The following is a 12,164-nucleotide window of genomic DNA, read 5'->3' as shown; positions in this document are numbered from 1 at the left end:
GCTACTCCTGCTGCTCATCGGGGTGGACGGGCGCCTCACGCTCGGTGGCCGGGGGGATCATCTCCTCCGGATCCCAGATGAAGAACGTCCAGACCAGCATGAGGATCATCAGGGCAACAACCACGTACAGGTAAAAACGCATGGCGGACTCCGCGAAGACCTTACCGGTACGATACCAGCCCACGTATCCTCGGGGACAAGCCTGACGGCGTGGCACGATAGAATGCCAGCCATCGGACACGTTCAACGCAGGACTCGGTTTATGCCCTGGATACTCAAGTGGTTCCTCTACGCCGTGATCGGGCTGTTCGCCCTGCTGGTTGCGACGGCAACGCTGATCAGCGTGATCCTCGACCCCAATGACTACCGGGACGACATCGCGGCTGCCGTTCAGGAAGAGACCGGACGGGAGCTGACCATCGACGGGGACATCCGGCTCTCCTTCTTCCCGTGGCTGGGGGTCGAAGTCGGCCGCGTCACCCTCGCCGACCGGGACGGATTCCACGAGGACCCCTTCCTGGAGGTGGAACGGGTGGACGCGGCGGTGCGTCTCCTGCCCTTGCTCTGGGGCCAGCTCGAGACACGGCTGGTCAGTGTCGAGGCTCCCATCGCCCGGCTCATGATCAACGAGGAGGGCGAAGGCAACTGGGAGGACCTGGTCGCGCGGTTCGCCGAGGAGGAAGAACCGCCGGCGGAACCGACGGACGGGGCACCGCTCGGCGAGCTGCCACCCATCCTCCGGGATGCCGCCTTCGGCGGACTGCAGGTCCGGCGCGGGCAGCTGTTCTGGGAGGACCGCAGCATCGATGACCGCAAGGAGGTGGAACGCTTCGACCTGGACATCGAGGCGCTGCGCCTTGGGCGCCCGGTGGCCGTGCAGTCGAGCTGGGTCGGCCAGGGCGAAGATCTGCCCCGAATCGACGGTCAACTGCGCCTGCAGGCCACCCTGGACGAGGCCCTGGAACAGTTCGACCTGGACGGACTCGAGATGCTCATCGAGGCCCAGGGGGCCGAGGTGCCCGGCCGCCAACAGCGTCTGGGTGTGACCGGCCACGGCAGCATCGGCCTGGGCGAGACGCTGCGGGTGGACTGGCCGGAGCTGGAAGCCACTGCCGCCGGGATCACCCTCCAGGCGGCGGCCGACCTGGAGATGGATGAAGACGGCGCCTTTGGCGGCATCGACTGGCAACTGCCCGCGTTCAATCTGCGCACAGCGCTAAGCCGGCTGGACGTCGGCATGCCCACGCCGGCAGACGCCACGGCGCTGACCCGTGTCGGCGGCACGGGACGGATCGAGCTGGATGGCCAGCAACTGTTGCTGCCCGAATTCGGCTTGGATGTGGATCAATCGCGCATCGAGCTCGACGGCGGGATCGAGAACTGGACCGGCCCGGCCATGACCCTCAATCTGACTGTCGACGAGATCAACCTGGACCGCTACCTGCCCGCCGAGCAACGGCGTGCCGTGGACGAGCCGACGGCGCCGGATACCGGCCTGCCCGATCTCGAGGAGGTCGCTCTCGACCTGCCGCTGGAGCCCCTGCGCACCCTGGCACTCAATGGCGGGCTGGAGATCGGCGCCCTGACCCTCTCCGGGCTGCTGATCGAGGACATCCGCGGAGATCTCAGCGGCAAAGACGGCCGCGTGGGCATTGCCGGCATGGAGGCTCGCCTCTACGAGGGCGAGTATCGCGCCGCCACCTTCCTCGATGCCCGCGGCGACTATCCGTACTTCGAGCTCGACCACCGCCTGGATAACGTGCGGTTCGCACCGCTGCTCGAGGACCTCCTCGAGCGGGACTGGCTCCACGGCCGGGGCCGCTTCGCTCTGCGGGGCGAAGGCGGCGGCGAGAACCTCTACCAGCTGATCGAGGACTTCCGCGGCGATGCCGAGCTGGATGTCAGCGAGGGCGCGGTGCTTGGCCTGAACATCCCGCACATGTTCCGCGAGGGCGTGGCCCGAGTCCGGGCCCAGCCGAGGCCGGAGCCGCCGGAGGACGAGGCACGCACGGATTTCGGATCCTTGACGGCAGGCTTCGAGCTGCGCGACGGCGAGATTCACAACGACAACCTGCGCGCCGAATCGCCGATCCTGCGCGCTCGCGGCGCCGGTCACGCCAACGTGCTCAGCGAGACCATCGACTACCGCGTGCGCCTATCGGTGATCGACAACCTGGAGGACGCCGACGGCCGACCGATTCGCGAGCTCAAGGACATCACCGTACCCATGGAGTTCAGCGGTGACCTGTTCAGCCCACGCATCCGCTTCGACCTCCGCGCTGCGCTGACCGAGCAGGAGATCCGGCGTCTGCGCGAGGCCCAGCAGCGGCTCGAGGAGGCCGAAGAGAAGGTCCGAGAGGGCTTCCGGGAGCGGATTGAACAGGAGCTCGAGGAGCAAACCGACCGCGCCGAGGACCGCATCCGTCAGGAGGCGGAGAGCTTCCTGCGGCGGCTGCGCTGAGCGGATGCGCCGCTGGGCCACCCCAGACCGCTGCCAGGCGCTTCAGGAGCAACTGATCGCGTGGCAGCGGCAGCACGGGCGAAACGACCTGCCCTGGCAGCAGCCGGCCACGCCCTACCGGGTGTGGATCTCCGAGGTCATGCTGCAGCAGACCCGGGTCGAGACCGTCGTACCCTACTTCGAGCGCTTCATGGGGCACTACCCGGACGTAATCGACCTCGCCCACGCCGAACTCGACGATGTCCTCGGGCTCTGGGCCGGGCTGGGCTACTACGCCCGTGCCCGCAACCTGCATGCCGCCGCACAGCGAATTGAGGCCGATTGGAACGGTCACCTGCCCGACGAGCTCGCGGCCCTGCAGACGCTGCCTGGTATCGGCCCCTCCACGGCGGGTGCCATCCGCTCGCTGGGCCACGGCCTACCCGCGCCGATCCTCGACGGCAACGTTAAACGGGTGCTGGCGCGGCTCGCCGGCATCGAGGGCTGGCCCGGGCGCAACCCGGTCGCGCGGGAGCTGTGGGCGCTTTCCGCCGCCCTCATCCCTGAAGACGACTGCCGCCGGTTCAACCAGGGGCTGATGGATCTCGGGGCACTGGTCTGTACGCCGCAGGAACCGGCGTGCCTGCTATGCCCCCTGGCCTCGGCGTGCACGGCCCGGGCGGCGGGCCATCCCGAGGCCTACCCGGCCCCCCGACCGGCGCGCCGGCGCCCCCGGCGCCAACGGCAGCTGCTGTTGATCGAGCACACCGACACCCTGCTGCTGGAACGCCGCCCAGCCACGGGCATCTGGGGCGGGCTATGGTCCCTGCCGGAGTGCCAGCCGGACGAAGACCCGTTGGCGCGGGCACAGGCGTTGGGCGCGCACTGCGAACCGGCCGGAAGGCTACCCGAGCGACACCACGCACTGACCCACTTTGAGCTGATCCTGCAGCCGGTGCGGCTGCGCTGGCACACAGCGGCAACCGCCGTCGGCGAGCCCACCGCCCAACGCCGCTGGTTCCGTCCCGGCCAGGAGACGTTGCCCGGACTGCCGGCACCGATCCGGCGGATCCTCCGCGATGCCGGCTATCCGGTGACCTGAATCCAGGTACGCTGGCAGCAACATGGACCGGGTCGGTACACTAACCGGACGCTTACATCCATCAAGAGGGCAGCATGTCGAGAAAGGTGCACTGCGTGAAGCTCCAGCAGGAGGCCGACGCCCTGGACCGCCCACCGTACCCCGGCGAGCTGGGCCAGCGGATCTTCGAAAACGTAAGCAAGCAGGCCTGGAGCATGTGGGTCCAGCAGCAGACTATGCTCATCAACGAATACCGGCTCACCCCGGCCGACCCCAAGGCCCGCGCCTTTCTCGAGCGCGAGATGGAGAACTTCTTCTTTGGCCAAGGCTCGGCACCACCGCCGGATTTCAGCCCTGATGGCAGCTGAAAACGGCGCCGCCCCTTGACTCGGGGGGCGGTTTCAGCTTGAATACGCAGCCGATGGCCGGGTAGCTCAGTCGGTAGAGCATGGGATTGAAAATCTCAGTGTCGGCGGTTCGATTCCGTCCCCGGCCACCATTTCTCTTTCCCGCGGCGTCCTGCAAAGCCCCAACGCCACCTTAGCCCCCTGTATAGCTGAACCCTGAGGCACAGGCGCTGTCTCTTCAGACCCCGGGTCAGCCAACATCCCGTGCGGATCGTTCCACCCCGGCGGCGAAGAGACCTGCGTCAGGACCGGAGATCGGCTCAACCTGCACCTGCATCACGCTCGGCACGACGGGCGGTCCGAACTGGTGGAAGACCGGGGCATCGGCCGCATCGCGGCCGTGCCCGAGTTGAACCCGCGCACCCTCAAGGGTCTCCCTGGTCGGATCAAAGGTAAACCAGCCACCACCAACATACGCCTCGAACCAAGCGTGAAGGTCCATCGGCTCCAACCCCTGGAGATAACCCGTCACGAGGCGCGCCGGGATACTGAGGCTGCGGCAGAGTGCAATACCCAGATGCGCAAAGTCACGGCAGACCCCCGCACGGCGTTCAAGGAGCTGCTGCGCTGAGATCGGCTCCGGATCCGTTGTCGGCTGGTATGCGACATTGTGATAGATCCACGTCGCGATGGCTGCCACCTGGTCATAGCCGGGTGACTGGCCGGCAACGATATCGCTCGCCTGCGCAAGGAGTCGGTCCGATTCACAATAGCGGCTGGGCAGCAGGTGGATGAGTGTTTCCTGGGGAAGGTCCTGTACGGGCACGAACGGCGCGCCCGGCTGCTGCTCGACGCCAGCCGGCACGCGAACATCAGCGCTCACCGACACCGTAAGCGCTCCCGCAGAAGCGAGCAGGCGCTGGCAGGCATTGCCGTAGAGGTCGCGGTACTCCGTGATGGGCAGGCTTGGCCGCACGGCGTAGCGATCCCGGGCCACCCACTGCCGTCCACTGCTGCGTGCACGCAGCATGAATAGCATGAGGCTCTCGCCCTCCAGCTCGAGTTCCAGATGGCAACTGACTCGTAACCACATGCTTGCTGCGGGGCCTCCTCGGCAGCGCCTTTGAGAGATGCTTGGGAGGCTTCCTGAGCCCGCCCGCATCTGCTGACTGCATGGTTTTGGCGGACAGCGACGGCGGTGCCGATGGATCGACGCGGACCGCCTATCGATAGCGCAGATGATCCCGTGTCAACTGATCCAGCGACGTAATCCCCATCAGCTTCATGTCACGGATGACCTCGTTGTAGAGATTGTCAAGCGCTTTCTCGACCCCCGCCTGGCCACCGGCGGCCAGCGCGTAAAGGTACAGGTGACCGCCGGAACAGGCCGTGGCGCCGGCAGCAAGCGCCTTGAGGATGTGAGTACCGCGCTGGATGCCGCCATCACATATAATGTCGATCTGCCCGCCGACGGCGTCCGCGATTTCCGCGATCTGATCGAAGGGCGCCCGCGAGCCATCGAGCTGCCTTCCCGCATGGTTCGAGACCATGATCGCCGAGGCACCGATATCCACCGCCCGCCGCGCATCCTCCGGGCTCATCACGCCCTTGAGACAGAACGGTCCTCCCCATTGGGCGCACAACTGCTCGGCGTGCCGCCAGGTCAGCCCCTGATCGAGCATGGTCGAGAAGTACTCGCCCACCGAGATGGGGACTTTGCTCCCCTCGCGCACGTGGGTGCTGAGCTGCGGCAGGCTGAAGGGCTCCCTGGTGTAGTAGTTGAATGCCCAGCGCGGGTGCCAAGCGAAGCTAGCCAGGCTGCGCAGCGTCAGTCGCGGCGGTGAAGTGAAACCAGTGCGCAGGTCCCGCTCACGATTCCCCCCGGTGATGGTATCCACGGTCAGCGTCAGAGCCTCGAAACCGGCGGCCTGGCAACGCTCGATCATCGCCCGGTTCAGCTCGCGGTCCTTGTGGAAATAAAACTGGAACATCTTCGGCGTGGAGTAACGCTCGCCGATCTCCTCAATGCTGACCGTACCGAGCGACGAGATACCGAAGAACGTATGGTATTTCTGCGCGGCTGCGGCCACCGCGCGCTCACCCTGGTAGTGAAACAGGCGCTGGAGCGCGGTCGGCGAGCAGAATACGGGCATGCCCAGCCGCTGCCCCATCACGGTCACCGAGGGGTCGACCTCCTCCACCCCGGCGAGCACGTTCGGTACCAGATCGCACCGCTCGAAGGCCTGGGTATTGCGCCGATAGGTGATCTCGTCCTCGGCCGCCCCGTCGATGTAGTGGAAGATGGGCCCGGGCAACCGCTTGCGGGCCAGCTCGCGAAAGTCACTTACATTACGGCAGTCTTTGATGCGCTCGAACATGCACCTCTCCCTCGGCTTCGCGGCTATCCACCGCGTCCCTGGCAATCTCATCGCCACCGACCATCCCGCGCGACGCGACGCGAGGGACCAGAGTAATCACCTATAGCATAGCGCCGGTGCATGCCTGACAACCCGCTTCGATTGCGGGAGAGCGACAAAACGGGGAGGGGGAGAACTTCCAGCCAGCGCACCGCCGCCAGGGCGGTGCGCACCCGTCAATCGCGGGGCAGTCGCCCGCCGTTGAGCTGGCGCAGGATGCGCTGCCCGATGAGCTCGAGCCACAGCGCCCCACGCTCGGCCTGCGCCAGCGCATCGGCGCGCAGGGCTTCCAGGCGCCCCCAGTAGCGCACCAGTAGCCGCATGGTCGCCCAAGCCAGGAAAAACCCCAGACCGTAACCGAGGATGTTGACCAGAGCACCGGGTGCACCGCCACCACCCAAAGCGATCAGGATCCCCCCGTAGAGGATGCCCATCGGGGCGAACAGGCCGACCCCCACCACGGCCTCCAGCGCCGTGCGCACGGCGTGACGCGCGGCCCCGAGGTGAGCACGCAGATCCTTGCCCTCCGGAGCACTCAATCCGAGCAGGGGCCACAGTCCGGCGCGGTGGCCCAGGAAGCGCCCAACCCCCATGGCAAAGAGCAGCGCCCAGGCCGGCACTGCGGCGACCGCGGCGGTCACGACAAGGACCACAGCCAGGACCAACGGCCCGAGCAGCACGGCCACCGGCGAGCCGCGTTCCAGGCCATGGCCGGCCCAGATGGCGTCCAGGAAGGCCATCCCCACCCAGTGCAGCAGGTAGTAGATCAGGATGGCGAACACCAGTGCTGCCAGCCCGATCCAGGACTCGCGACTCCAATGCATGGGCACTCCCCCGAATGAATCCTGAGCCACAGCTTACTGATTCCGACTCCGGCGGTGCCAGGGGCAAAACACCCTCGCCGGGACCCTATCGGTGCAGCGTGACGGAAGACCGCACTCCGCCTACACTGCAGAGATAGAGACGCCGGTCTGAGCAAGAGGAGTGCACCATGCACGTGCGGTACTGGATGTTGGTGATCATCGCCGCGGGCCTGCTGGCCCTTTCGGGCTGCAACGATTCATCCGCCCCTGAAACCCCCGAGACGGACGAGACGGGCGATCAGGAGGCGCATTTCGAGCCGGCCGAGGATCCGATGGAGGGCGCCCGCGAGGAGGCGGCAACCGAGGAAGGAAACAACAGCGTGTCGACCGACGAGGCGACATCGGCCGATGAGGAAGCTGAGGCACAGCCAGTGGCCGACCAAACCGAACAGGGCAATGAAGACCACCCCGGACTCGCCATCTACCGCAGTGGCACCGCTCCGAGCTGCCGTTCGTGCCACGACCGCGGCATCGCCGGTGCGCCGGTCCTCGGGCAGGAGGCAGACTGGGCGGACCGCTCGCGCGACATCGACGAGCTGCTCGACGCCACCCTGCGGGGCAAGGGCGCCATGCCGGCCTACCGCGGGCGGGCCGATAAGGACGAACTGATCAAGGCCATCGAGTACATGCTCTCGACCCTCGACAACGCATGAGCGGCAGCGGTGACGAGCGCCGCAGCCGGGCTGTACCCAGCAGCCGGTGGGGTCGCCTCTATCACTTGGGGCGGGCCACCGGCGATCTAGCTCTGGGGATCGGCTGGAGCGGCCTGCGCGACCTGACCGGGGGCGAAGAGGGCCAGGGCCGGATCGAGCTCTCCCCGGAGCGCGCCCGGCGGATTACCGACCGACTCGGGCGCATGCGGGGCGCCGTGATGAAGATGGGCCAGTTGATGTCCATGGACGGCACCGACGTACTGGCCCCCGAGATCGCGGAGATCATGGGCGCACTGCGCCATGAGGCGGAGGCGATGCCGCTAAGCCAGCTCGACAGCGTCCTGCGCCGCGAGTTCGGCAAAGGGTGGCTCAAGCGGTTCCGTGATTTTGACTTCACCCCCGTAGCCGCCGCCTCGATCGGCCAGGTCCATCGTGCCGTGGCCGCCGACGGGCGGGAACTGGCGCTGAAGATCCAGTTCCCCGGGGTGCGCGAGAGCATCGACAGCGACCTGGACAATCTCGGTTTCGTGATGCGTCACAGCGGCCTCATGCCGCGCGGCCTACGCGTCGAGAGCCTGCTCGACGAGGCGAGGCGCCAGCTTCACCAGGAGGCCGACTATGAGGCGGAAGCCGACGCCCTGGAGGCCTACGACCGGGCGCTGGGCGACGACCCGGAGATCACCCTGCCCGGCGTGCACCGGGACCTGACCACCCCCCGGGTGCTGGCCATGGACTATGTCCACGGCACCCCGGTCGATCAGCTGGCCGGTCGGGGCGGCGAGCCGGCTTCCCTGTGCGATCATGCGGCCTCGTTGCTCAGCCGGCTGGCGTTGCGCGAGCTCTTCGAGTTCCGCCTGGTGCAGACCGACCCCAATTTCAGCAACTTCCTCTACGACGCCGAACGCGGCTGCCTGGTGCTGCTCGATTTCGGCGCCACGCACTCGGTGCGCCCCGAACTGGTCGAAACCTATCGGCGCATGGGGCGCGCCGCTCGGGATCGGGACCGTGAGGTCTTGCAGTCGTGCGCACGGGAACTCGGGTATCTGGAGCCTGGCGCGTCAGCGGAGCAGGAGGGGGCGCTACTGGAGCTGCTGGAGATGACCAGTGAGCCGCTGCGTCACCAAGGGGCCTACGACTTCGGCGCGTCGGACCTGTTCGAGCGGGTCTACCACCGGGGCCGGACCATGTTCTTCAGCGACCGCTTCGCCGGGACGCCAGCCTCCGATACCCTGTTCCTGCACCGCAAGTTCATGGGCACCTTCATGCTCTGCCGGCGCCTGCAGGCACGGGTCGACCTGCGCGGCCTCATCGACCCGTACCTGGCGGACACCGGGGTCGACTCGCCACCGCGGCCGACTACGGGGTAACCGCGAGGGCCTACAGACCTCGATCGACGATGTGGCGCAGACCGTCGGGATCGACAATGCCCGGCACCTTGAAGCTGGTGCCGTCCTTGCAGACGAAGCTCAGGCGTCCGTATCCGAGGATGCGCCCCATCCAGCCGTAGTAGACCCCGACGGCCTGGATATGCTCACGCTCGAAGACACGCGCCGTGCGCACGATCAGACCGGTACCGGCGATCAGCTTGTTCGGCGTCAGCTCCAGCTCGGTGTTGAGGAAGATGCTGAGCGAATGGGCCGCGGTGCCGGGCAGCACGATCAAATAGAGGATGGTGGCCAGGACGTACCCGAAGGTACCCAGAGGCGCCAGCACGAGCAGCAGCGTCGCGGTCAGCACCAGGATGGTGGGCAGGAAAACCCCCCAGTGCACCTCGGCCTGGTAGACGATTGGCTCGCCCGGATCGCGCACCGTATCCGCCAGACGCTCTCGATCGCGCAGGGAGAAGGCCAGCAGCCCCAGTATCACCGCCGGCGGCAGCAGCATGGTTCCGGCCACCAGCAACATGGTCCCGGGAGCGGTCCCGAACCACGCCACCCCGATGACCAGGCACAGCAGCGACGCGAAGGCGATACCGCCGGCGCTGATGTACAGCCGGCGCCGCCAGCACAGGCCATCACGCACGCCCTCGGCCGAGTGCCGCGGCCACCAGCGCATCAGCGCCGAGACCAGCGCAGCCGGGAAGAGGACGACGAACGCCAGCAGGAAGCCGAATGCACCCTCGCCCCAGACGATGAACGTCCCGACCAGGGCGACCAGCGCACCGATGGCCAGGGCAATGTTCAGCCAGCGCCCCAGCCGGCTTTTCCAAGTTCCCTCCGCGGGCGTGGAAGCCTCTTCCTCGCTCATGGCACCTCCTCAGGGGGTCAGCCGCGCGACACGCTCGCGCACCAGGTGGTCAACACCGAGCCGGCCGGAACCGACCAGCATGAACGCCAGGGCGACGAAGGCGTAGAGCACGGCCATCTCGGCGCTCGGGCCATCAACGGCGAACAGCGGGTCGCCCGCGGCGAAATGCACCCCGAAAGCGGCAACCAGCATGGTGCCGAGGATCACCGCAGCCGCGGGGCGGGTCAGCAGGCCGGCGGCGAGTAGCAGGCCTCCGATCAACTCGGCGATCCCCGCCAGCCAGGCAAAGAACAGGGGCACCGGCAGGCCGATGCCCTCCACCATACCGACGAACCCCTCCTGGGGCGGGATCTTGGGCAAACCGTGGCCCACGGCCATCATCAGTCCGGCGCCAACCCGCAGCGCGGTCAACCCCGCATCAGCGACCAGCGTAGCCGGGGCCACCCCTCCGAAAAGCAGATCTCGCGCCGTTTGCATGATCGCTAGCCTCTCTCCTGTGCCTATTGAATCCGTGCGGTGACGACCAACCGGGCGGTCAATCGGACCATAACGCTTGCCCCGGATGCCTTCAACAAGCATCCATGGCGCCGGGCCCGGCCCCTAGGCGATCCCGTGGAGGTAGGCCCCGGCGACCAGCCCCGCGCCGGCGACGAGGGCGAGCAGCAGCTGGAACACCCCGGTACGGGCCAGGCAGCGATTGTAATCCTCGCCGCTGCTCGCACCCATCAGCGAGCGCCAGATGCGCACCCCGAAGGGCAGCACGGCCAGCCCCAGGGCCGCACCGGTCCACGGCACCCCGAACGCGGCCAACCCGAGCAAGCCCAGCGCCACGCCAGCCAGCAGCCCGCCGAACAGCCAGACCGATCCCAAGGGCCCTAGCAGGATGGCCAGCGTCCAGCGCCCGGCCTCACGGTCTCCCTCGCGGTCGCGCAAGTTATTGACCAGGAGCACCGCGGCCGCGGGCAACCCGACGGCCAGTCCCATCACCAGCGCCGGGGGGCTGATCGCCCCCGTATACAGATAGACCACACCACCGACGGCAACCAGCCCGAAGAAGAAGATGACGAACAACTCGCCGAAGGGGCCGCGTGAGATCGGGAACGGCCCCCCGGAATACGCGTAACCGGCCAGCACCGAGAGGATACCCAGCACCAGGATCGGCAACCCGCCGATGGCCACCAGGTAGGCACCGCAGACCAGGGCCAGAGCAAAGGCGCTGTAGGCGGCCGCCATGACCTGGCGCGGGGTGAGCCAACCGCGCTCGGTAACCCGCACCGGACCGATCCGCTCGGCGCTATCGGTCTGATTGAGGGTGTCGGCGGCATCGTTCTGCAGATTGGTTCCGATCTGGATCGCCGCGGTGGAAAGCGCCGCAACCAGGGTCACGTCCAGGCGCAGGACACCACTTTCCACCCAGCCCACAGCGGAGCCGGCGAGGATCGGGGACAGCGAAAGCGGCAGCGTGCGCGGCCGGATCGCGTGCCAGGCGATCGTTGGCCAGGACGGGCGCGGGGACGTTTGCGTCATCGACCGATCCATGCGAGAACCTGTTCAGCGGCAAGAACGAACGGAGCGCGAACCGCGCCGGGATGCGGCGATTGTGACCGGTCCGCGGGGAGAGGTCCAGCCTGGCGGGGGAGGGAGACGGCCATGCAACTGGAACTGTACGGGGTACTGACCGAGGCCGCCGGAGCAACCCGGCTCGAGCTGCCGGCCCCGCCCGAGGGCACGGTGGCCGCGGCGCTCGATGCGGCCGCCGTGGCCTGCCCGGGGCTGGCCGAGCACCTGCCGCAGGTGGCCGTGGCCGTGGGCGATACCCTGGTCCCGCCGGATACGCGGGTGGACGACGACAGCGTCCTGGTTCTGCTGCCACCGGTCAGCGGTGGCTAGCCCTGGGGCTATTTGCGGAACAGCCACAGCAGCAGGGTCACCACCGCGCTGACCAGCAGCATGGTGGTGATGGGGAAGTAGAAGCGGAATCCATCGCGCTCGATGGCGATGTCCCCGGGCAGGCGACCCAGACCGAGCTTGTCGATCCAGGGCCAGGCGAGCCCGACCAGAACCAGCAGGATCCCGAGGACGATGAGCAGGCGAGGGATGTCCGACAACACGACCT

14 protein-coding genes and 1 tRNA gene are annotated in these 12,164 nt (G+C 67.5%); 7 read left to right on the top strand and 8 right to left on the bottom strand.

Features of this window, described 5'->3' with window-relative positions; all coding sequences use genetic code 11:
* Window position 1: 1 nt before the first annotated feature.
* Window positions 2-142, bottom strand: a complete 141-nt coding sequence (locus LRF89_RS02585) for a hypothetical protein (RefSeq protein WP_201170078.1) — start codon at window positions 140-142, stop codon at window positions 2-4.
* A 120-nt stretch (window positions 143-262) separates the two neighbouring features.
* On the opposite strand from LRF89_RS02585, the gene LRF89_RS02580 reads away from it, so the two are divergent.
* The 4 genes from LRF89_RS02580 to LRF89_RS02565 all read left to right on the top strand — a co-directional run bounded on the left by LRF89_RS02580 (window position 263) and on the right by LRF89_RS02565 (window position 4,020).
* Complete coding sequence (locus LRF89_RS02580; protein ID WP_201241407.1) at window positions 263-2,461, top strand: AsmA family protein; 2,199 nt, start codon at window positions 263-265, stop codon at window positions 2,459-2,461.
* 4 nt (window positions 2,462-2,465) lie between these two features.
* On the top strand, window positions 2,466-3,542 hold the full coding sequence (gene mutY, locus LRF89_RS02575; RefSeq protein WP_201170082.1) for an A/G-specific adenine glycosylase: 1,077 nt from the start codon (window positions 2,466-2,468) through the stop codon (window positions 3,540-3,542).
* A 74-nt stretch (window positions 3,543-3,616) separates the two neighbouring features.
* Window positions 3,617-3,889 carry an oxidative damage protection protein gene (locus LRF89_RS02570; protein WP_201170085.1) on the top strand — a complete coding sequence of 91 codons (273 nt, stop codon included), beginning with the start codon at window positions 3,617-3,619 and terminating at the stop codon, window positions 3,887-3,889.
* Window positions 3,890-3,944: 55 nt separating this feature from the next.
* Window positions 3,945-4,020 (top strand) — tRNA-Phe (locus LRF89_RS02565).
* Between the two features lie 98 nt (window positions 4,021-4,118).
* Here the strand turns inward: LRF89_RS02565 and LRF89_RS02560 are convergent.
* The 3 genes from LRF89_RS02560 to LRF89_RS02550 all read right to left on the bottom strand — a co-directional run bounded on the left by LRF89_RS02560 (window position 4,119) and on the right by LRF89_RS02550 (window position 7,109).
* Window positions 4,119-4,961, bottom strand: a complete 843-nt coding sequence (locus LRF89_RS02560; RefSeq protein ID WP_238636560.1) for a transglutaminase-like domain-containing protein — start codon at window positions 4,959-4,961, stop codon at window positions 4,119-4,121.
* A 130-nt stretch (window positions 4,962-5,091) separates the two neighbouring features.
* Entirely contained in the window at window positions 5,092-6,246 is a 1,155-nt protein-coding gene (locus LRF89_RS02555) for an alpha-hydroxy acid oxidase (protein WP_201170089.1), read from the bottom strand.
* Between the two features lie 215 nt (window positions 6,247-6,461).
* On the bottom strand, window positions 6,462-7,109 hold the full coding sequence (locus tag LRF89_RS02550; protein ID WP_238636559.1) for a hypothetical protein: 648 nt from the start codon (window positions 7,107-7,109) through the stop codon (window positions 6,462-6,464).
* A gap of 167 nt (window positions 7,110-7,276) precedes the next feature.
* Between LRF89_RS02550 and LRF89_RS02545 the strand changes: the two genes are divergently transcribed.
* The gene (locus LRF89_RS02545; protein ID WP_238636558.1) at window positions 7,277-7,801 is read left to right on the top strand and encodes a c-type cytochrome; all 525 of its coding nucleotides are present in this window, start codon (window positions 7,277-7,279) and stop codon (window positions 7,799-7,801) included.
* A complete protein-coding gene (locus LRF89_RS02540) occupies window positions 7,798-9,168 on the top strand; it encodes an ABC1 kinase family protein (RefSeq protein WP_201170096.1) in 1,371 nt (456 codons plus the stop codon). The genes LRF89_RS02545 and LRF89_RS02540 overlap by 4 nt, the downstream gene beginning before the upstream one ends.
* Before the next feature lie 10 nt (window positions 9,169-9,178).
* On the opposite strand, the gene LRF89_RS02535 is transcribed toward LRF89_RS02540, so the two are convergent.
* The 3 genes from LRF89_RS02535 to menA all read right to left on the bottom strand — a co-directional run bounded on the left by LRF89_RS02535 (window position 9,179) and on the right by menA (window position 11,575).
* On the bottom strand, window positions 9,179-10,048 hold the full coding sequence (locus LRF89_RS02535) for a PH domain-containing protein (RefSeq protein WP_201170098.1): 870 nt from the start codon (window positions 10,046-10,048) through the stop codon (window positions 9,179-9,181).
* A gap of 9 nt (window positions 10,049-10,057) precedes the next feature.
* Complete coding sequence (locus tag LRF89_RS02530; RefSeq protein ID WP_201170100.1) at window positions 10,058-10,525, bottom strand: DoxX family protein; 468 nt, start codon at window positions 10,523-10,525, stop codon at window positions 10,058-10,060.
* Window positions 10,526-10,648: 123 nt separating this feature from the next.
* Window positions 10,649-11,575 carry a 1,4-dihydroxy-2-naphthoate octaprenyltransferase gene (gene menA, locus LRF89_RS02525; RefSeq protein WP_201170101.1) on the bottom strand — a complete coding sequence of 309 codons (927 nt, stop codon included), beginning with the start codon at window positions 11,573-11,575 and terminating at the stop codon, window positions 10,649-10,651.
* Window positions 11,576-11,698: 123 nt separating this feature from the next.
* Between menA and LRF89_RS02520 the strand changes: the two genes are divergently transcribed.
* A complete protein-coding gene (locus tag LRF89_RS02520; protein WP_201170102.1) occupies window positions 11,699-11,938 on the top strand; it encodes a MoaD/ThiS family protein in 240 nt (79 codons plus the stop codon).
* A gap of 8 nt (window positions 11,939-11,946) precedes the next feature.
* Here LRF89_RS02520 and LRF89_RS02515 read toward each other — a convergent pair whose 3' ends face one another.
* Window positions 11,947-12,156, bottom strand: coding sequence for a DUF2905 domain-containing protein (locus tag LRF89_RS02515; RefSeq protein WP_201170103.1), 210 nt, complete (start codon window positions 12,154-12,156; stop codon window positions 11,947-11,949).
* Window positions 12,157-12,164 lie beyond the last annotated feature (8 nt).

The sequence above is a fragment of the Halorhodospira sp. 9621 genome (assembly GCF_022228055.1).
Classification (GTDB): Bacteria; Pseudomonadota; Gammaproteobacteria; order Nitrococcales; family Halorhodospiraceae; genus Halorhodospira; species Halorhodospira halophila_A.
Note: the sequence above shows the minus strand (reverse complement) of the source record. Positions and strands in the feature narration are given on the sequence as shown.